This is a genomic window from Leifsonia sp. 10N434 (genome assembly GCF_056394405.1).
In genome coordinates, this window is the sequence record NZ_JBFTHV010000001.1 from 320,258 (window position 1) to 340,578 (window position 20,321).

Annotated in this window: 18 protein-coding genes; 13 read left to right on the forward strand and 5 right to left on the reverse strand. The window is 69.7% G+C overall.

Annotation, left to right across the window (positions count from 1 at the left end):
• The first annotated feature begins 1 nt into the window (after position 1).
• Entirely contained in the window at positions 2 to 940 is a 939-nt protein-coding gene (locus tag AC1DB1_RS01485) for a carbohydrate ABC transporter permease (protein ID WP_271177084.1), read from the forward strand.
• Positions 937 to 1,761, forward strand: a complete 825-nt coding sequence (locus AC1DB1_RS01490) for a carbohydrate ABC transporter permease (RefSeq protein WP_271177083.1) — start codon at positions 937 to 939, stop codon at positions 1,759 to 1,761. The genes AC1DB1_RS01485 and AC1DB1_RS01490 overlap by 4 nt, the downstream gene beginning before the upstream one ends.
• Before the next feature lie 58 nt (positions 1,762 to 1,819).
• Here AC1DB1_RS01490 and AC1DB1_RS01495 read toward each other — a convergent pair whose 3' ends face one another.
• On the reverse strand, positions 1,820 to 2,230 hold the full coding sequence (locus AC1DB1_RS01495; RefSeq protein WP_477199520.1) for a PLD nuclease N-terminal domain-containing protein: 411 nt from the start codon (positions 2,228 to 2,230) through the stop codon (positions 1,820 to 1,822).
• 178 nt (positions 2,231 to 2,408) lie between these two features.
• On the opposite strand from AC1DB1_RS01495, the gene AC1DB1_RS01500 reads away from it, so the two are divergent.
• Both AC1DB1_RS01500 and AC1DB1_RS01505 read left to right on the forward strand, forming a co-directional pair.
• Positions 2,409 to 2,858 carry a Fur family transcriptional regulator gene (locus AC1DB1_RS01500; protein ID WP_271177081.1) on the forward strand — a complete coding sequence of 150 codons (450 nt, stop codon included), beginning with the start codon at positions 2,409 to 2,411 and terminating at the stop codon, positions 2,856 to 2,858.
• Between the two features lie 8 nt (positions 2,859 to 2,866).
• Positions 2,867 to 4,360 (forward strand): catalase, encoded by a 1,494-nt coding sequence (locus tag AC1DB1_RS01505; protein WP_477199521.1) that lies wholly within the window; start codon positions 2,867 to 2,869, stop codon positions 4,358 to 4,360.
• Positions 4,361 to 4,476: 116 nt separating this feature from the next.
• Here the strand turns inward: AC1DB1_RS01505 and AC1DB1_RS01510 are convergent, their stop codons facing one another.
• The gene (locus tag AC1DB1_RS01510; protein ID WP_477199522.1) at positions 4,477 to 5,391 is read right to left on the reverse strand and encodes a Vgb family protein; all 915 of its coding nucleotides are present in this window, start codon (positions 5,389 to 5,391) and stop codon (positions 4,477 to 4,479) included.
• A complete protein-coding gene (locus tag AC1DB1_RS01515; protein WP_271177078.1) occupies positions 5,388 to 6,089 on the reverse strand; it encodes a PhzF family phenazine biosynthesis protein in 702 nt (233 codons plus the stop codon). The genes AC1DB1_RS01510 and AC1DB1_RS01515 overlap by 4 nt, the downstream gene beginning before the upstream one ends.
• A 242-nt stretch (positions 6,090 to 6,331) precedes the next feature.
• On the opposite strand from AC1DB1_RS01515, the gene AC1DB1_RS01520 reads away from it, so the two are divergent.
• The 8 genes from AC1DB1_RS01520 (at position 6,332) to AC1DB1_RS01555 (ending at position 15,676) form a co-directional block, all read left to right on the forward strand.
• Entirely contained in the window at positions 6,332 to 7,465 is a 1,134-nt protein-coding gene (locus AC1DB1_RS01520; RefSeq protein WP_477199523.1) for a LacI family DNA-binding transcriptional regulator, read from the forward strand.
• 434 nt (positions 7,466 to 7,899) lie between these two features.
• A complete protein-coding gene (locus AC1DB1_RS01525; protein ID WP_477199524.1) occupies positions 7,900 to 9,528 on the forward strand; it encodes an ABC transporter substrate-binding protein in 1,629 nt (542 codons plus the stop codon).
• Between the two features lie 4 nt (positions 9,529 to 9,532).
• The gene (locus AC1DB1_RS01530; RefSeq protein ID WP_271177075.1) at positions 9,533 to 10,513 is read left to right on the forward strand and encodes an ABC transporter permease; all 981 of its coding nucleotides are present in this window, start codon (positions 9,533 to 9,535) and stop codon (positions 10,511 to 10,513) included.
• Entirely contained in the window at positions 10,510 to 11,460 is a 951-nt protein-coding gene (locus tag AC1DB1_RS01535; protein WP_477199525.1) for an ABC transporter permease, read from the forward strand. Before AC1DB1_RS01530 ends, AC1DB1_RS01535 begins: the two co-directional genes overlap by 4 nt.
• Complete coding sequence (locus AC1DB1_RS01540) at positions 11,457 to 13,220, forward strand: ABC transporter ATP-binding protein (protein WP_477199526.1); 1,764 nt, start codon at positions 11,457 to 11,459, stop codon at positions 13,218 to 13,220. The genes AC1DB1_RS01535 and AC1DB1_RS01540 overlap by 4 nt, the downstream gene beginning before the upstream one ends.
• On the forward strand, positions 13,217 to 14,098 hold the full coding sequence (locus tag AC1DB1_RS01545; RefSeq protein ID WP_477199527.1) for an alpha/beta fold hydrolase: 882 nt from the start codon (positions 13,217 to 13,219) through the stop codon (positions 14,096 to 14,098). The genes AC1DB1_RS01540 and AC1DB1_RS01545 overlap by 4 nt, the downstream gene beginning before the upstream one ends.
• A 28-nt stretch (positions 14,099 to 14,126) precedes the next feature.
• A complete protein-coding gene (locus AC1DB1_RS01550; protein ID WP_477199528.1) occupies positions 14,127 to 15,320 on the forward strand; it encodes a glycoside hydrolase family 1 protein in 1,194 nt (397 codons plus the stop codon).
• A gap of 119 nt (positions 15,321 to 15,439) precedes the next feature.
• Entirely contained in the window at positions 15,440 to 15,676 is a 237-nt protein-coding gene (locus AC1DB1_RS01555) for a three-helix bundle dimerization domain-containing protein (protein ID WP_477199529.1), read from the forward strand.
• 77 nt (positions 15,677 to 15,753) lie between these two features.
• Here the strand turns inward: AC1DB1_RS01555 and AC1DB1_RS01560 are convergent, their stop codons facing one another.
• Together AC1DB1_RS01560 and gabT are read right to left on the reverse strand one after the other, a co-directional pair.
• Positions 15,754 to 17,214 carry an NAD-dependent succinate-semialdehyde dehydrogenase gene (locus AC1DB1_RS01560; RefSeq protein ID WP_477200070.1) on the reverse strand — a complete coding sequence of 487 codons (1,461 nt, stop codon included), beginning with the start codon at positions 17,212 to 17,214 and terminating at the stop codon, positions 15,754 to 15,756.
• 65 nt (positions 17,215 to 17,279) lie between these two features.
• A complete protein-coding gene (gabT, locus tag AC1DB1_RS01565) occupies positions 17,280 to 18,638 on the reverse strand; it encodes a 4-aminobutyrate--2-oxoglutarate transaminase (RefSeq protein ID WP_477199530.1) in 1,359 nt (452 codons plus the stop codon).
• A 93-nt stretch (positions 18,639 to 18,731) separates the two neighbouring features.
• Here gabT and AC1DB1_RS01570 point away from each other — a divergent pair, with 93 nt between their 5' ends.
• On the forward strand, positions 18,732 to 20,288 hold the full coding sequence (locus tag AC1DB1_RS01570; RefSeq protein ID WP_477199531.1) for a PucR family transcriptional regulator: 1,557 nt from the start codon (positions 18,732 to 18,734) through the stop codon (positions 20,286 to 20,288).
• Positions 20,289 to 20,321: the final 33 nt, after the last annotated feature.

Below are 20,321 nucleotides of genomic sequence, written 5' to 3' on the forward strand. Positions count from 1 at the left end.
CGTGACCGAGACCACCACCGCGCAGACCCCGAGGGGCACGGCCACCCGCCGCGCCCCTCGGGCGACGCGCCGCCGACGCCGCAGCAAGGTCGCGTACCTGTACGTGCTCCCCGCCTTCGTGGTGTTCGCGATCTTCCTGGGCGTGCCGTTCGTCCAGACCTTCCAGTACTCCTTCTACGACTGGGACGGCCTGTCGGCGGCGACCTGGGCCGGTTTCGCCAACTACCTGTCGGTCGTGCAGGACGAGGAGCTGCGCAATGCGTTCGCCCACGCCCTCGTGCTGATGATCTTCTACTCGGTCATCCCGGTGGCCATCGCACTGTTCCTCACGGCCCTGATCTCGCGCGCCAACACGATGCGCGGAATGTCGTTCTTCCGTACGGCACTGTTCCTGCCCCAGGTGATCGCCTCCGTCGTCGTCGCCACGATCTGGGTCTCCATCTACTCCACCGACGGACTGATCAACCAGGTGCTGCGGGCGATCGGCCTGGGCGACCTCGCCCGCGTGTGGCTGGGCGACTACTCGACGGCGCTGGTCGCCATCGGGTTCGTCGGCACCTGGCTGAACATCGGGCTCTGCCTCGTGCTGTTCCTCTCGGGGGTCGGCAACATCGAGCCGGTGCTGTTCGAGGCGGCCAGGATCGACGGGGCCTCGGCGCGCCGCGAATTCTTCGCGATCACGCTGCCATCGCTGCGCGGCCAGATCGCCGTGGCACTGACGCTCACGATCGTCTCCGCGCTCAAGACCTTCGACCTCGTCTACATCACCACGAAAGGCGGACCGGGAACGTCGACCACGGTGCCCGCCTTCGAGGCGTACAACCGGGCGTTCAACACGGGCCAGGTCGGCTCGGCCGCCGCGGTGGCCATCGCCCTCACCGTGGTGATCATGATCGTCACCGCCCTGATCAGCCGTCTGCAGCCGAAGGACGCCGAATGAGAATCTCCCGGCTCGAGAAGAGCGTCAACTACGTCATCCTGTCGCTGTTCGCGCTGTTCGCGATCATCCCCCTGATCGGTGTGCTGTTCTCCGCGGTGACCCCGCCGTCGCAGAACAGCGGCGCGTTCACGGTGCCGACGACGATCGACCTCGGCAACTTCGGGGCCGCCTGGAACCAGGGGCACTTCGCGTCGTACATGGGCTCGAGCATCCTGGTCACGGTGTCGGTGGTCGTGCTGACCGCCGTGCTCTCCGTGCTCGCGGGATTCGCGTTCGCACGCCTCGACTTCTTCGGGTCGAACGTGATCTTCTTCCTGATGCTGGCCGGGCTGATGCTGCCGGCCGAGGCGTTCATCATCCCGCTCTACTTCAACCTGCGCAGCGTCGGGCTCTCCGACACCTATGCGGCGCTGATCCTGCCGCAGACCGCGCAATCGCTGGCGTTCGGCATCTTCTGGATGCGCAACCAGTTCCGCACCTTCCCCGGCCAGATCATCGAGGCGGCCCGGCTCGACGGCGCCCGCGACTTCCGGATGCTCTGGCAGGTCATCGTCCCCCCGTCGCTCGCACCGATCATGACGATGTGCGTGCTCGTGGCGATGTGGACCTGGAACGAGTTCCTCATCCCCCTGGTGCTCATCACCTCGGAGGACAAACGCACGGCGCCGCTGGGACTCGCGTTCTTCCAGGGCGAGCACCTCACCGACTACTCGCTGCTCGCCGCGGCGGGGATCATCGTGGCGCTGCCGATCGTGATCCTGTACTTCATCCTGCAGAAGCGGTTCATCTCGGGGATGCTCGGCGGCATCGCGACGAAGTAGGCCGCTCGGTGGCATCGCGACGAAGTAGGCCGCTCGGCTGCTCCTCGGCGGCAGCCGGTTACGACGGATCGCGCGTCGTGTCGGCGGACCCTTCCGGAAGCGCGCGCGCTTCGTCCTCGCCCAGTTGCTGCTGGATCTTCTGCAGCCGCGCCTTCTTCTCGTAGAACTCGATCTCGCGGTCGAGCTCGGCCAGCTGCTCCTCCGTCGTCAGCGAGCGCTGATGCTGCTGCTGCGGCGCAGGAGCTGCCGCGGCGCGACGCGGAGCGAACGAGACGCCGCCGCCGTTCTGAGTGCCGTACTCGCGGCCGACCGCGAACCAGATGATGCTGCCGACGAGGGGCAGCAGGATCACGATGATGATCCACACCATCTTCGGGAGGTGCCGCACCTGCCACTCGTCGCGCGTGATGATGTCGATGAGGGCGATGATGAACGCGAGGAACGTCACGGCCGAGATGAGAACGAACATGGCCAGGATTCTATGGGTCGGCTGCGCCTCCGCAATCCGGCCGGACGGTTTAATCCGGTCATGCGGGCACCCCAGTTCGGGTGCGGCTCGCACTGGTAAAGGGTGGGCGACGCGCGTATGCCACGCCCGGCATGCACCTTCTTTTGAGTCGTTCAAAATAACTCGCTAGGCTCGAGGAATGGACACGGCACAGCTCGAGAGCGGCCTCCGCTCGGCGGGGCTGCGCGTCACCTCCGGTCGTCTCGCGGTGCTCGCAGCCCTCGACGACCGGCCGCACACGGATGCCGACACGGTCTTCCGGGCGGTCATCGCCGAACTGCCGGGCACGTCGCTGCAGAGCGTCTACAACGTCCTCGGCGACCTGACGACCGCCGGCCTCGTGCGGCGCATCGAGCCGGCCGGCTCGGCTGCGCTCTACGAGCGGCGCATCGGCGACAACCACCACCACATCGTCTGCAGTTCCTGCGGTGCGGTGGCCGACGTCGACTGCGTCGTGGGGCACGCTCCGTGCCTCACGCCGTCCGACGCATCCGGATTCGCGGTGACCACCGCAGAGGTGACCTTCTGGGGACTGTGCCCGTCCTGCCAACAGCGCGCTGCGGGGGAATCGCAGCACGCCGAGCTATAAGGAGATCAATGTCGGAGAACTACACGACCACCCAGACCGGTACCCCGGTCGCCAGCGACGCGCACTCGCTGAGCGCAGGAGCGGACGGCGCGGTCGCGCTGCACGACCGGTACCTCGTGGAGAAGCTCGCCCAGTTCAACCGTGAGCGCATCCCGGAGCGGATCGTCCACGCGAAGGGCGGCGGTGCCTTCGGCGAGTTCACGGTGACGGGTGACGTGTCGCGGTTCACGCGGGCCGCGGTGTTCCAGCCGGGCACCGTGACCGAGACGGTGCAGCGGTTCTCGTCGGTCGCCGGCGAGCAGGGCTCGCCCGACACCTGGCGCGATGTGCGCGGCTTCTCGGTGAAGTTCTACACCAGCGAGGGCAACTACGACATCGTCGGCAACAACACCCCGGTGTTCTTCATCCGTGACGGCATCAAGTTCCCCGACTTCATCCACTCGCAGAAGCGCCTGCCGGGCTCCGGACTGCGCGACGCGGACATGCAGTGGGACTTCTGGACGCTGTCGCCGGAGTCGGCGCACCAGGTGACGTACCTGATGGGCGACCGCGGCATCCCGCGTTCGTGGCGTCACATGCCGGGCTACGGCTCGCACACCTACCAGTGGATCAATGCCGAGGGCGCCCGCTTCTGGGTGAAGTACCACTTCCACGCGCTGCAGGGCAACGAGCAGATGGAGGGTGCCGAGGCGGAGGCCATCGCCGGCGCGGATGCGGACTACTACCGCCGCGACCTGTACGAGGCCATCGGACGCGGCGACTTCCCCTCGTGGAAGGTGTCGGTGCAGGTCATGCCGTACGACGAGGCAGCGACCTACCGCTTCAACCCGTTCGACCTCACGAAGGTCTGGCCGCACGAGGACTACCCCCTGATCGAGCTCGGCGTGCACACGCTCAACCGCAACCCGGAGAACTTCTTCGCGCAGATCGAGCAGGCGGCGTTCTCGCCGGCCAACACCGTGCCGGGCATCGACATCAGCCCCGACAAGATGCTGATGGCGCGTGTGTTCTCGTATCCGGATGCTCAGCGCTACCGCGTCGGCACCAACTACAACGAGCTGCCGGTGAACGCTCCGGTCGCCCCGCTGCACAACTACTCGCAGGACGGCTCGACCCGCCACGGCTTCTCCCCGGCGAGCACGCCGGTGTACGCGCCCAACTCGACCGGCGGCCCCGTCGCCGACGAGGCCCGCGCCGGAGCCGGCAGCTGGGAGTCGGACGGCGAGCTGCTGCGCTCGGCCGCGACCCTGCACCCGGCGGACGACGACTTCGGTCAGGCCGGCACGCTCTACCGCGAGGTGTTCGACGACGCCGCCAAGCAGCGCTTCCTCGAGACGATCACCGGCGCGGTCGGCGGCGTGAAGAGCGACGAGATCCGCGAGCGCGCGATCGGCTACTGGACGAAGGTCGACGCCACGCTCGGCGCCGCTCTGCGCGCGAACCTCGCCTCGGGCGAGCAGACCGCCGACGAGGCCGCCGAGTACGTCGGCGTAGCCGACTAGCCGTCCCCTTCCGTTGAGGGGCGGCAAATCAGCCTAAACACGCCGGTGGAAGGCCGATTTGCTGCCCCTCAACGACGCGGGATCGCGTCAGCCGGCCCGAACGGCGCGGGTTCGCGTCAGCGGGCGGAGACCGGGGCGAGCTCGGCGAGCGCGCCGGACTCCAGGGCGACCCAGACGGTGCCGTCCTCCGCGACCGCGATGCCGTGGGGCTCGCTCTCGGGGTCGGGCAGGTCGTGCGTGACGACCGTGCCGTCGTCGGCGACCGACGCCACCTGGCCGGTGCCCCACAGCGTCACCCACACGCCATCCGCCGGATCCGCCGCCACCGCGTGCGGCTTCGAACCCGTCTCGAGTGGGAACTCGGTGAGCGTTCCGTTGCGCTGAACCCGGGCCAGAGCATCCGCCAGGATCTCGGCCACCCAGACCGCGCCGTCCCCGGCCACCGCGATGCCCACCGGGCCCGCCGGATCATGCGGAAGCTCCGTGAAGGCGATCGCGGCGTCACCACCGCGTACATGCCCGATCGCGCCGGCCGCGTTGAGCGTGAACCAGAGGCTGTCACCCGTGGTGGCGATCATCGAGACGAACGACCCCGCGCGCCCCACCGGGAACTCGTCGACCCGACCCAGGATGTCGATACGGCCCAGGGCATCCGCCCCCAGCTCGGTGAACCAGGTCGTGCCGTCGTCCAGCGCGACGACGCCGAACGGCTGCGCATCCGGCGTGGGGACCGCGACGCTCGTGACCGTGACGATCGCGCCGTCGGCGACATCGAGCAACACCAGTCGGTTGCCGGTCGTGTCCGTGACCCACACGCTCGTGTCGTTCGCGGCGGCGAGCTGCGACGGCTGCGCCGGCCGCCCCTCCGCGCCGAGCGCGAGGTAGGCGACGGTGCCGTCGGCGTCACGACGCCCGACCCGTCCGCCGTGCACGAGCGTGAACCAGACGGCGCCGTCGCGCGTCACGGCAACGCCGTACGGGCCCTCCCCCGGCTCACCGACCGGATGCTCGACGACGGTTCTGCCGATCACAGGCTCACCGCGATGGTGCGGTCGTAGATGGTGCGGCCTCCGACGCGCACCAGGCCGTCGTCGCCCCGCTCGGTGAAGAGCTCGGAGCCCTCGCCCTGGCTGATGCTCAGGTCGCGTCCGAGCCGCGTCGTGACGGCGATCGCGGCGGCGCCGGTCGCCTCGTCTTCGATGATCCCCATCGCCGGCGCGAACATCCGGGCGCGCAGCAGGCCCTTCTCCTCGTCGAGCCAGGCGTACGCGTAGTGCTGGCCGCTGGTGAAGGCGAGCGGATCGAGTGCGTCGACGTCCTCCGGCGACCGCAGGGGCAGCCATTCGAAGGTCGGCGTCCACGCGGGATCGGCGGTGATCCAGGTCAGGTTGCCGTCGTCGCGCACGGTGACATCGCCTGCCTTCTCGTGCAGCACGGCGACGGACATGTGCTCGTGCGCGAGCCACCAGGCGGTGCCGACACTCGGATGCCCGGCGAAGGGCAGCTCGCTGGCCGGCGTGAAGATCCGGATGGTCGCGCCGCGCCCCTCGGGAGCATCCGGCCCGACCTCGTCGACGAAGACGGTCTCGCTGAAGCCGAGTCCCGTCGCGATCTCCTGCTCCCTGTTGTGCGTCGCGGGGCTGCTTCGCAGGATGCCCAGCTCGTTGCCGTTGGCGCCCCGGTCGTCGGTGAAGACCCGCACCACTACTACGTCGATCGTCTCAGCCATGAAGCCAGCCTCCCACGGACGGGCCTGCGGCGCCTCCCCCACTCGTGCGGCCGCATCCGCGCCGCCCCCGCGCGCCGCCGCGCCCGCACCCGCAATCGAGTCCGAACTTGTTGCTGCGAAGCGCGGCGTGTCGCCGAAACAAGTTCGGACTCGATTGCGGGGGCGGGAGGGGGCGGGAGCGGAGGCGCGAGCGGGGCGGGGAGCCGGCGGGACGGGAGCCGTCGGCGGCCTGCGTATCATTGGTGTGCTCGAAGCCCGGAGGGAGCGCGCTCATCGGCAAGATACCCACCGTCTACGACGTCGCCACCCACGCCGGCGTCTCCATCGCGACCGTTTCGCGGGTCTTCAGCAGACCCGACACGGTCAAGCCGGCGACGCGGGAGCGCGTGCTCGCCTCGGTGGATGCGCTGGGCTACGTCCCGAGCGGATCCGCCCGCAACCTCGCGGCGCGCCGCACCGGCGTGATCGGGCTCTTCTTCCCCGGACTCGACGCGATGGACGACATCGCCGACATCCCGTTCGACGCCGACAGGCCGTCCACGGGCTCCGCCACGATCGTGCGCGACGTCTCCGGCGCGGTCGACACCCGGCCGCTGAACCTGTACTTCGACGAGGTGCTGCGGGGCAGCGAAGTCGAGGCCTGGCGCAGCGGCTTCGTGCTGCTCGTCGGCGTCGGCCGCGGCGAGACCGCCCACGACACCGTGCGCGACATGGCCGGCCGCGTCGACGGACTCATCGTGCTCGCCGGGAGTGCGAGCGAAGAGGAGCTCGGCCAGCTGGCGCGCCGCATCCCGGTGGTGGTCATGGCCGGCCCGCGCCGCGGCGACGCACTCGACCACGTCTCGGTCAGCAACACCGAGGGGATGCACGCGCTGGTCACGCACCTGCTCGACGACCTCGACGTCACCGATCTGGTCTACGTGGCCGGCAGCGCGGACTCCCCCGACGACCTCGAGCGATGGGACGGTTTCCGCAGCGCGCTGCTCGAGCACGGGATCACACCCCCGGACGAACCGCAGCTGAGGGGCGACTTCACCCGCGACGGCGGGCGGCGTGCCGGGCGTGAGCTCCTCGCCCGTCCGATGCTGCCGCGCGCGGTGGTGTGCGCGAACGACCAGATGGCGCTCGGCGTGATCGATGCGGCGCGCATCGCCGAGATCGCGGTCCCGGATGCACTGATCGTGACCGGTTTCGACGGAATCGATGCCGGACGCCTCTCGACGCCGCGACTCACGACCGTGCGGCAGCCGATGGAGCTGCTCGGGCGGGCCGCGGTGCAGGCGTTGGTGCGCCGGCTCGCCGACCCGGATCGGCCGGCGACCTCCGTGAGACTGCCCGTCGAGGTCATCCTGCGCGAGAGTTCCGAGCGCTCCTGAGGGCTCGAGGAGTTCGCTCGAGGCCCGCGTTCACCCGATTCGTTCGAGCGTATCTGCGGATCCTCGGATACGTTCCGTCCAACGCCGACGGCCGCGCGGTCCCGCAATTCCGGAAGTCCGAAGCGACGAGCCGCGCGGTTCCGCACGACACCGGAAGGTCGGCGCCAACCTCGACCGGGGTTCCGGAATTGTGCCCCGGTTCGCGACCCACCGGCCCTGCGACTCGGCTTGCAATTCAAAATGTATGCGCTTACACTCGTGGCGAACCCCACCACGGCGATCGGTCGCCTGCGGTGGCGCCACGCGGGAACGAGCCCGCCGGCGCCGCCCGGACCGGTCGCCGCGGACGAGCAAGGACGGTGGCGATGACGCACACGAAGCACGACACTCCCGGAAGGTCCCGGCCCACGGCCGGTCGGTCTCGGCGCGCCCGGATGGCGATCCTCGCGACCGTCGCCGCCGCCGGGCTGCTCCTCTCCGGCTGCAGCATCCAGATCAAGAGCGAGCAGGACCCGTCGATCCCCGCCGACACCATGCTGCTGGCGGCCGACAAGGGCACGCCGATGATGGAGCGCAACTTCAACCCGTTCGCGGTGAACAAGCGCGCAGCGTCCACCTACATGTACGAGCCGTTGACGGTCATCAACGTGCTCGACGGCACCCAGACGATGTGGCTGGCGAGCGCCGTCGACCTGCCCGACGCCAAGACCATCGACTACACGATCCGCAGCGGCGTCACCTGGTCGGACGGCAAGCCGTTCACCCCCGCCGACGTCGTCTTCACGTTCGACCTCATCAAGAAGTTCCCGGCGCTCGACCTGAAGGGTGCGTGGCAGCACATCGCCAGCATCGAGGTTAAGGGCGAGCACGTGATCTTCCACCTCAAGGAGGCGGATGCACCGGCGGCCGACGTCATCTCCCAGACGCTGATGGTCCCCGAGCATATCTGGAAGAACCAGGAGCACCCGGACACCTGGCGCAACCCCGACCCGGTCGGCACCGGTCCGTACACGCTCGGCAACTTCTCGTCGCAGCAGTACACGATGGACAAGAACGAGTCGTACTGGCAGGCCGACAAGGTGCAGGTGAAGCACCTCGTGCTCCCCTCGGCCACCAGCGAGCTCGACATCGCCACCAAGGGCTTCGATTGGGTGTACGCCTTCATGAGCGATGTGAAGGGCACCTGGCTCTCGGCGAACCCGAACAACAAGTACTGGTTCCCGCCGGGCGGCGTGATCAGCCTCATGCCGAACCTCACGATGAAGCCGTTCAACGACATCAACGTGCGCCGCGGCATCGCGCTCGCGCTCGACAAGGACAAGATCGCCGACTCGGCGACCGAGGGCTACCTCACGGCCGCGGGTCAGACGGGCCTCATGCTGCCGAACCAGGAGGCCGAGCTCGACACCTCGATCCCGGACAAAGGCATCATCGCCCAGAACACCAAGGCGGCCCTCGCGGCGTTCGCGGCGTCGGGCTACACGCAGCAGGGTGACAAGCTGGTCGGCCGCGACGGCAAGCAGCTCGCCTTCTCGATCACCACGGCGAACGGGTACTCGGACTGGCTGCGCGCCGTGCAGGAGGTGCGCAAGGAACTCGGCGCACTCGGCATCGACGTGAGCATCAAGCAGCCGCAGCCGCCGGGCTACCAGCAGGCCATCCAGAACGGCGACTTCCAGGTCGCGATGGGCGGCATGGGCGGCGGCATCATCTTCCAGAACTACAACGGCCTGCTCAACAGCGCGTTCGCCACCCCGATCGGCAAGCCGACGGCCAGCAACTTCCAGCGCTACAAGAGCCCGAGCACGGATGCCCTGCTGCAGGAGTACAAGTCGAGCACCGACGACGCCGAGCGGCTGGCCATCAGCCACCGCCTGCAGAACGTCGTCTACGACGAGCTGCCCGTGATCGGCCTGTACTACGGCGGACTCTGGGGTCTCTACAACGACGCCAAGTTCACCGGATGGCCGGACGCGAAGAACCCGTACGCGCCTCCGCAGACCTACGACCAGACCCCGCTCCTGGTGTTCACGCACCTCAAGCTCCGGAAGGAGGGCGAGTAACACCATGACGTACGCACTGCGCAAACTCGGCCTCTTCGTGCTCACCCTGTGGGCCGCCGTCACGTTGAACTTCATCCTGCCGCGCCTGATGCCCGGCTCACCCACCGACGCCGCGATCGCAAAACTCTCGCAGAACGGTCCGGTGACCCAGGCGACCCGTGACGCCATCGCGGCCCAGCTCGGCGTCCCGGGCGGCAACCTCTGGGATCAGTACGTGCACTACCTGCACCAGGTCGTCACCTTCGACTTCGGCGTCTCGTACACCTTCTATCCGCAGTCGGTGTCGGAGCTCGTCGGGCAGGCGTTCCCCTACACGATCGTGCTGCTCGGCATCGTGACCATCGTCGCGTTCGCCGTCGGAACACTGCTCGGGGTGCTCGCCGCCTGGAAGCGCAACACCTGGCTCGACTCCCTGCCGACCCTCACCGGCACCTTCGCGAGCACGTTCCCCTACTTCTGGACCGCGCTGCTGCTGCTGTTCTTCCTCGGCTACGTGCTGCACTGGTTCCCGACATCCGGAGCGTACGGGCCCACCGCGACACCCGGCTTCACTTGGGACTTCATGACGGACGTGGCGTATCACGCGGTGCTCCCGGCGGTCACCATCCTGATCACCTCGATCGGCGGCTGGATCCTCGGGATGCGCAACGCGATGATCAACACGCTGGGAGACGACTACGTGACCTTCGCCGAGGCCAACGGCCTCAAGGGCCGCACCGTCGCGATGAAGTACGCGGCCCGCAACGCGATCCTGCCGAACCTCACCGGCTTCGGCCTGGCGCTCGGCGGCGTGGTGGGCGGCTCGATCCTCGTCGAGCAGGTGTTCGGCTACCCCGGCATCGGCTTCCTGTTGTTCAACGCCGTGATCGGGCAGGACTACCCGCTCATGCAGGCGCTCTTCCTGCTCATCACGGTGAGCGTTCTCGTCGCCAACTTCCTCGTCGACATTCTGTACGGCGTACTCGACCCTAGGACCCGCCGATGACTACGACACAGAACATCAAGTCCATCTCCGTCGAGACGACGCACCCGCCACGGCGGTTCGCGTTCATCGGCCGTGTCACCGGCACCCTCTGGGCCAACTGGAAGTCGCGGCTCGGCCTGATCATCCTCGCCTTCTTCGTGCTCGTCGCGATCTTCGCCCCGCTGCTGGCCCCGTACGGCGCGACGCAGGACGGCTTCCCGCGCAACGCCGATCCCAGCCCCGAGCACTGGCTCGGCACGACGGCCGCAGGCGAGGATGTGCTCAGCCAGCTCATCTTCGGCGCCCGCGTCAGCGTGACGGTCAGCTTCATCGCCGGCCTGCTGTCGACGATCGTCGCCGTGTTGATCGGCCTCAGCTGGGGCTACATCCGGGGGTTCGGCGCCGAGGTCGTGAACTTCTTCGTGAACCTGTTCCTCGTCATCCCGGGCCTGCCGCTGATGATCGTGATCGCCGCGTATCTGCAGAACGGCGGCCCGTTCATGATCGTGACGGTCATCGTGATCACCGGCTGGGCGTGGGGTGCGCGCGTGCTGCGCAGCCAGACGCAGTCGCTGCGATCGCGCGACTTCGTGACCGCGGCGCGGTTCTCCGGCGACCGGCCGTTCCGCATCGTGTTCAGCGAGATCCTCCCGAACATGACCTCGCTGATCACCGGCAGCTTCTTCGGGGCGGCGACCGCCGCCATCCTGGCCGAGGCCGGCCTCGAGTTCCTGGGGCTCGGCGACTCGTCGATCGTCAGCTGGGGCACCATCCTCTACTGGGCGCAGAACTCGAACGCCCTGCTCACCGGCCAGTGGGCGCTGCTGTTCGCGCCCGGCCTCTGCATCGCACTGCTCGCCATGAGCCTCACGCTGATCAACTTCGGCGTCGACGCGATCAGCAACCCGCGCCTCCTTGAAGGTCGCCGCCGGCGCGAGAGCGCCGCCACTGAAAGGAAGACCCGATGAGTCAGCTGCTCGAGGTCCGCGACCTGTCCGTCGTCTACGAGTCGGCCGGCCAGACGCCGGTGCAAGCCGTCGACCACGTCTCCTTCACCGTCGGCGCCGGCGAGTTCGTCGGCCTGGTGGGCGAGTCCGGCTCTGGAAAATCGACGCTCGGCTTCGCGGTCACCCGACTGCAGAAGCCTCCGGCCCGCACGAACGGGGGAGAGATCCGGTTCGGCGGTCACGACATCCGCGAACTCGACGCCGAAGCGCTGCGACGCCAGCGTCAGGGCGGCTTCGCCATGGTGCTGCAGTCGGGCATGAATGCCCTGAACCCCGTCCGCACGGTGCGCAAGCATTTCGTCGACATCTTCCGCGCGCACGGCCACGTCGCCCGCGAGCGCTGGGACGACCGGATGGCCGAGCTGGTCGAGAAGGTCGGCCTGACGCCGCAGGTGCTCGCGCGCTTCCCCGGTGAGCTCTCCGGAGGCATGCGCCAGCGCGTATCCATTGCCCTCGCACTCTCCCTCGAGCCGCAGCTCATGGTGTTCGACGAACCGACCACGGCACTCGACGTTCTGGTGCAGCACGCGATCATGGACACGATCACCGAGCTGCAGCGCTCGGAAGGCTTCACCGCCATCCTGATCAGCCACGACCTGGGCGTGGTGCTCGAGGCGACGCAGCGCGTGCTCGTCATGCACGACGGCCGGATCGTCGAGGATGCGCCAAGCCGCGACATCCTGGAGCGACCCGAGCACGACTACACGCGGATGCTGCTGAGCCACTACGCCGACCCGCGCGGCGAGGTCGTCGAGCTGCCGGGCTTCCCGGCGCGGCGGTCGCCGCAGCGGGAGCCATCGGTGCCGTCGCAGTCGTCGGGGCCGTCGCAGTCGTCGGGGCCGTCGCAGTCGTCGGGGCCGTCGCAGTCCTCGGGGCCCTCGCGCGACACCGGCGCGTCCGCACGCCAGGGCCGGTCGGCCGAGTCGGCGATCGTCGTCGACGGCGTCTCGAAGATCTACCCGCCGCCCCGCCGCGGCGAGAACCCCGTCACGGCGGTCGACAACGTGTCGTTCACGCTCGAGCCCGGTCAGTCGCTGGCGCTCGTCGGGGCGTCCGGCAGCGGCAAGTCGACCATCGCGAAGCTGGTGACCGGCGTCGAAAAGCCGACCTCCGGCACGGTGCGGTTCGGCGACCTCGACGTGCCGGGCCTGAACCGCAAGGGCATCCGGAACCTGCACAAGAACGTGCAGATGGTGTTCCAGGATCCGTATGCGGCGCTCAACCCGCTGCACTCGGTGGAGTACACGCTGACGCGGCCGATCGTGAACTTCACGGGCCTCAGCGGGCGGGATGCCCGGCGGCGCGTGCTCGAACTGCTGGAGACGGTCGGTCTCACCCCGGTCGAGCAGTTCGCAGCAAAGCTCCCTCACCAGCTCTCGGGCGGTCAGCGGCAGCGCGTCGTGATCGCACGGGCGCTCGCCAGCGACCCGCAGGTGCTCATCGCCGACGAGCCCGTCTCGATGCTCGACGTCTCCCTGCGCGCCGGCGTGCTCGCTCTGCTCGAAGACCTGCGCGAGCGATGGGGCGTCTCGATGCTCTACATCACGCACGACCTGCTGTCGGCGCGGCTCATCACCGACGACATCCTGGTGCTGAACGCGGGCCGCGTGGTCGAGCGCGGGGCGACAGCCGAGGTGCTCCAGCATCCGAGCGACCCCTACACGATCCAATTGCTCGACGCCGTGCCGAACCCGGCGCGCACTCGGGAGGCGCTCGCGTGACCGCGCCGGCATCCGGACCGTCGTTCGCTCGGATCGAGCCCTTCGGTGCGCAGCCCGTGCCCGACGGGGTCGAGGTGCTGGGCCTCCCGTCGGCGGCCGGGACGCTGACCGCTTACCGGGCGAGACCGTCTGCTGCGCCCACACGCGGAGTCGTACTGATCGTGCCCGGTTTCACCGGGTCGAAGGAAGACTTCCGCACGTTCCTCCCGCTGCTCGCCGCGCAGGGGTGGGAGGCGTGGTCGTACAGTCAGCGCGGGCAGGCCGACTCGGCCGCGCCGGCCGGCATCGGTTCGTACGCGTTGGACGCCTTCGCCTCCGACGCCGTCGCTGCCGCCGAACTCCTCGGAGAGGGACGACCCGTGCACCTGGTGGGCCACAGCTTCGGCGGCATCGTCGCCCAGGCGGCTGCGATCGCGTCACCCGCGTCGTTCGCCTCGATCACGATGCTCTGCTCAGGTCCGCACGGCTGGCCCGGCCGTCATCAGGAGACGTCCGACACGGTCGCCGCGCACGGATCGATCGGGCTCTGGGATCGCGACAACCCCCACACCATCGGGCTCCCGGATGCCCGGCTGACGCCCGACGAGGCCTTTCTGCGCCTCCGTGCCGCGCGCACCTCGAGCGACAACCTCCTCGCCGCGGCCGAGATCCTGCGCACCCACTCCGACACCACCGACGAGCTGCGCGCAGCCGGGCTGCCTGCGCTCGTCGCCCACGGCGAGTTCGACGAAGCGTGGCCGATCGCCGATCAGCGCGACATGGCCGAGCGCCTGGGCGCCCGCTACACGGTGATCCCGGGCGGCGCCCACTCACCGCAGCTCGAGGCGCCGGCGGCGACCGCCGCGGCGCTCGACGACTTCTTCACCTCCGTCTCCTGAGCCGACCCGGGCCGAGACGAAACCACCGATGAACAGGAGAACTGTGCTCACCTTCCCCAACGGCTTCCTGTGGGGTGCGGCGACCGCCGCCCACCAGATCGAAGGCAACAACATCAACAGCAACTGGTGGGTGCACGAGCACACCCCGGGCACCTCGATCGTCGAGCCGTCCGGTGACGGCATGGACAGCTACCACCGCTACCGCGAAGACATGCGGCTCCTCGCCGACGCCGGGCTGAACACCTACCGGTTCAGTGTGGAGTGGGCCCGCATCGAGCCCGAGCGCGGCTTCGTGTCCCGCGCCGAGATCGACCACTACCGCCGCATGGTCGATGCCGCCCACGAGTTCGGGTTGAACCCGGTCGTGACGTTGATGCACTTCACGGTGCCGCGCTGGTTCGAGCGCGACGGTTTCTGGCGCGCTCCGGATGCGGCGGACCTGTTCGCCCGCTACACCGAGCTCGCGCTGCCGATCGTCTCCGACGGCGTCGACTACGTCTGCACGATCAACGAGCCCAACATCGCGGCCATGCTCGCGGGCGGAGAGGACGCGGCGAACCTGGTCGCCTACGGGCTCCCCAACCCGGATCTCGGGGTCGCGGATGCTCTGCTCGCCTCGCACCGGCGTTCGCGTGAGGTGCTGTCGCAGGTCTCCGGGCTGAAGAGCGGATGGACCATCGCGACCCAGGCGTTCCGCTCGAACGGCGAGCCCGGCTCGGACGAGAAGCTGCGCGAGTACGGCTACCCGCGCGACGACTGGTACCTCGAGCAGTCCGCCGGCGACGACTTCGTCGGCGTGCAGGCGTACACGCGCACCTTCATCGGCCCGAACGGACCGCTTCCGGTGGCCGATGATGTGGAGACCACGCTCACGGGCTGGGAGTTCTACCCGCCCGCGGCGGCCGAGGGCGTGCGCAGCGCGTGGGAGCTGTCCGGCGGCGTCCCCGTGATGATCACCGAGAACGGCATCGCGACCTCCGACGACGAGCGACGTATCGCCTACACGGATGCCGCCCTGCGTGAGCTGCATGTGGTGATCGAGGACGGCGTCCGGCTCGAGGGGTACCTGCACTGGAGCGCGCTCGACAACTACGAGTGGGCGAGCGGGTACCGTCCGACCTTCGGGCTCATCGCCGTCGACCGCGAGACCTTCGCGCGCACGCCGAAGCCCTCGCTCGCCTGGCTGGGCTCCGTCGCCCAGGCCAACGCCCTCCCCGCCTAGTCCCCCTGCAATCGAGTCCGGGAGAAATCGCGTCTCCGCCCGCGCGGCGAGCGACTTCTCCCGGACTCGATCGCGTCGGCAGAGGTTGACCGTTCACCCCAGACAGGGATAATCGCGCAATGAGCGATCAGCAGCCCGGCGACCACGTCGCCGACGAAGAGAACATCGCGGTCGAGCACGCGGCCGACCGGCTGGCGGAACGGTTCCCCGAGGTCGACCGCGAGCATATCGAGGAGCTCGTCGAAGAGGAGCACGAGACGTTCGAGGGCGCGCCGGTGCGCGACTTCGTTCCCGTGCTCGTCGAGCACGACGTCAAACAGAAGCTCGCCGAAGAGCTCTCCGACGACCGCACCTGACCCGCACGCAATCGAGTCCGGGCAAAATCAGCTGGCGCGCGGCGCGCAGCGTGATTAAGCCCGGACTCGATTGAAGGTCAGGAGGCGGGGATGAGCGTGTACTTGGGGCTCAGGTACTCGTGGATGCCCTCGAGTCCGCCCTCGCGACCGAGGCCCGACTGCTTCACGCCGCCGAAGGGAGCAGCCGCGTTCGACACCAGGCCCGTGTTGAGGCCCATCATCCCGGTGTCGATGCGGTCGATCATCCGCTGCCCGCGGGCGAGATCGCGCGTGAACACGTAGCCGACGAGACCGTATTCGGTCGAATTGGCCGCGGCCACCGCCTCGTCCTCCGTCGCGAACGTCGAGATCGCCAGCACCGGGCCGAAAATCTCCTCGTTCAGGATGTCGCTGCCGGGCTTCACATCGGTGATGACCGTCGGCTCGAAGAAGTAGCCGTCGCCCTCCGGCGCCGAGCCCCCGGTGAGCACCCGGGCGCCGCGCGACGACGCATCCGCGATGAGCTCGCCCATCGACGCGACCGCGCGCTCGTCGATCAGCGGGCCGATCGTCACACCGTCGTCGGTTCCGCGCCCGACCTGCAGCGCCTGAACCCGCTCGGTGACGCGCGCGGCGAACTCTTCGGCGACGGACTCGTGCACGATGAACCGGTTCGCCGCCGTGCAGGCCTGGCCGATGTTGCGGAACTTCGCGAGCATCGCGCCCTCCGCCGCCTTCCCCAGGTCGGCGTCCTCGAACACGACGAACGGCGCATTCCCACCGAGTTCCATCGAGGTGCGCAGCACGTTCTGCCCGGCCTGCGCGAGGAGGCGGCGCCCGACCGGCGTCGAGCCCGTGAACGACAGCTTGCGCAGCCGCGGGTCGGCGATGATCGGCTCGGAGAGCGCACCGGCCGTGCTGGTCTGCACCACGTTGACGACACCGGCGGGCACGCCGGCGTCCGTCAGCAGCTGCGCGAAGAACAGCGTCGTGAGGGGCGTGAGCTCGGCGGGCTTGACGACCACCGTGCAGCCCGCGGCGAGCGCCGGGGCGATCTTGCGGGTGGCCATCGCCAGCGGGAAATTCCACGGCGTGATCAGGAAGCACGGCCCCACAGGTCGCTGCGAGACGACCATGGTTCCCGTGCCCTCGGGGTTCTGCCCGTAGCGGCCCGAGATGCGCACGGCCTCCTCGCTGAACCACCGCAGGAACTCGCCGCCGTAGGTGACCTCGCCGTTGGCCTCCGCGAGCGGCTTGCCCATCTCCAGCGTCATCAGCAGCGCGAAGTCGTCACGCCGCTCCTGCAGCAGGTCGAACGCGCGCCGCAGGATCTCGGCGCGGGTGCGGGGCGGGGTCGCCGCCCACGCCTCCGCCGCCTCGACCGCCGCGTCCAGAGCACGGATGCCGTCCTCCGGTGCCGCATTGGCGATGCGCTTGATGACGCGACCCGTCGCCGGATCGCTGACCTCGATGGGGTCGCGCGTTCCGGCCTCCCAGCGGCCGCCGATGTACAGGCCGTCCGGGACGCGGGAGAGCAGCTCGCGTTCGCGCTCGGTCAGCTCGGGAGCCGGGCCGGCGCTCGCGGCGCTTGCGGCGCTTGCGGCGGCTGGAGTGTCCACGGCGCTCATGCGTTCGCCAGCGCTTCCGCGACGACGTCGAGACCCTCGACGAGCAGGTGATCCGGGATGCTCAGGGGTGGCAGGAACCGGATGACGTTGCCGTACGTTCCGCAGGTCAGCAGCACGACGCCGGCGGCGTGGACCGCAGCCGCCACGGCCGAGGTGAGTGCGGCATCCGGCTCGCCCGTCTCGGGGTCGACGAGTTCGATCGCGACCATCGCGCCACGGCCGCGCACCTCGGCGACGCGCGGGTCGGCGTCGCGCAGGGCGCCGAGCTTCTCGAACAGGATCTCGCCGATCTCGCGGGCCCGCTCGGCCAGGTTCTCGGTCTCGTAGGTCTCGATCGTGGCGAGCGCGGCCACGCAGGCGAGCGGGTTGCCGCCGTACGTGCCGCCGAGGCCGCCCAGCTGCGGGGCGTCCATGATCTCGGCCCGGCCGGTGACCGCGGAGAGCGGCAGGCCGCCCGCGATCCCCTTCGCGGTGACGATGAGGTCGGGCACGATGCCGAACTGCTCGGAGGCGAACATGGTGCCGGTGCGGGCGAAGCCGGTCTGCACCTCGTCGGCGATGAAGACGACGCCGTTCGCGGCGGCCCAGTCGGCCAGCGCGGGCAGGAAGCCGTCGGCGGGGACGATGAATCCGCCCTCGCCCTGGATCGGCTCGATGATGAGTGCGGCGAGGTTCGAGGCGCCGATCTGCTTCTCGATCATGCTGATCGCACGCTTCGCCGCCTCGGCACCGGACAGGCCGCCATCCCGCAGCGGGTACGACAGCGGCGCGCGGTAGATCTCGGGAGCGAACGGACCGAAGCCGTTCTTGTACGGCTGGTTCTTGGCGGTCAGGCCCATCGTGAGGTTGGTGCGGCCGTGATAGGCGTGGTCGAAGGCGACGACGGCCTGCTTGCCGGTGTAGTGCCGGGCGATCTTGACGGCGTTCTCGACGGCCTCGGCGCCCGAGTTGAACAGGGCGCTGCGCTTGGCGTGGTCGCCGGGGGTGAGCCTGTTGAGCGCCTCCGCCACGTCGACGTAGGAGTCGTACGGGGCGACGGTGAAGCAGGTGTGTGTGAACTTCGCGAGCTGGGCGGTCACGGCCTCGACGACGCGCGGGGCCGAGTTGCCGACACCCGTCACGGCGATGCCCGATCCGAAGTCGATGAGTGAGTTGCCGTCGACGTCGACGAGAACACCGCCGCCCGCCGCAGCAGCGAACACCGGGACGGTGGCTCCGACGCCCGCGGCGACGGCCCGCGACTTGCGCTCCATGCGCTTGCGCGACTCCGGTCCGGGGATGGGCGTGACGAGCCGGCGCTCCTGTGGGAGGGCGGGCCCGCCGATGACGGTGGCGGGGGTGTCGACGATGGTCATGGGGGCATCGTAAGGAGACGCGAGCACGCACGGCATCGACACCTCGTACAATTGCGTTGCCCGCGTTCGACATGCTGGCAGATCGGAGAGGCCGTGCCCGCCTCACTCGCCCAGCTGCTCGCGCGCCCCGAGCTTGCCCTCCGGCTTCTCACGCCGAGCAGCCCGGAGGCGCTGGAGCGCCCGGTCCCCTGGGTGCACAGCTCCGAGCTGACCGACCCGACGCCGTTCCTCAGCGACGGTCAGGTACTGCTCGTGACCGGGGTGCCGGATGACGTCGAACCGTACGTCGCCCGCCTCGTCGGCCACGGCATCGCCGGGCTCGGCTTCGGAACCGAGGTCGTGCGCGACGGCACCCCGGATGCCCTGGTCGAGGCCTGCCTCCGTCACGGCCTCCCGCTGTTCGAGGTGCCGTACCGCACGCCGTTCATCGCGATCGCCCGGTTCGTCGCCGACCGGGTCGCCGCCGATGCCTACGCACGGAACACCTGGGCACTGCGCGCCTCACGTGCGATCTCGCTGGCCGCACTCCGGCCGGACGCCCTGGGCGCGACTCTCGCAGAGCTCGCCCGGCAGATCGAGCGGCCGGTCGCCCTCGTCGGTGCGGCGGGCGCCGTCGAGCGGGTGTTCCCGGCGAACGCACTCCGAGCATCCGACCGCCTCGCGCTCGCCGACGGCGCCGAACCGTTGCTGCGGGGACGCCGCCGTGCCGCAGGCACCGCCCCGGTCGGCGCTGACATGTTCGCGCTGCAGACCCTCGGCGCGGCCGGCCGCCTGCGCGGGGTGCTCGCGATCGGCGGCAGCGAGTCGCTCGACCAGGCGGCCCAGCAGGTGGTCACCGGCGTCGTCGCGCTGGCCGGCCTCGCCCTGGAGCAGAGCCGGGCGACGGATGCCGCGCGCGGGCGCCTGCGCACGGCGGTGTGGCGCGCGCTGCTGGCCGGAGATCACGACCTCGCCGCCTCGATCGCCGAGCCGGTGCTCGGGGCGTTGCCGACGGGTCCGGTGCGGGTCGGGCTGCTCACGGGAGCGGCTGTCGAGGCCGCGGCGGAGTGGCTCGAACTGCACCCGGAGGAGAGCGACCTGTTCGCGCGCGACGGGGACGGGCTCGTGCTGCTGCTCGCGAACGCGGCTGAGTCGGCGGTGTCGGCGGAGTCGGCGGAGTCGGCGGAGTCGGTCGAGTCGGTAGAGTCGGCGAATTCGGTGGAGTCGGCAGAGTCGGTGCGGGCGGTCGAACGCGTCGCATCGCGCTTCGAACTGCGCGGCGGCGTCTCAGCCCCCGGTTCGATCGCGGGGGTCGCGCGGGCACTGCAGCAGGCGACCGCCGCCCTGGACCGTGCGAGCGCCGACACCCCCGTTCGCGCCTTCGACGACCTGGCCGAGGGCGGGATGCTCGCCCTGCTGCAGACCGACGACGCCCGGGCCGTCGCCGCCGCCGCTCTGGCACCGCTCGTCGCGGCCGACCCGTCTCTGCCGGCGGTGCTGCGCACCTGGCTCGACCACAACGGCGTGTACGACGTGGCCGCTCGCGAACTGGGCATCCATCGCCACACCCTGCGTGCGCGCGTCGCGGACGCCGAACGCCTGCTCGGCCGGGACCTCGGCGACTTCGCGGGCCGCGCCGACCTCTACGCGGCGCTCACGGCCGCCGGCTGACCGCCGCGCCTCGTAACTCCGGAACTTCCCACG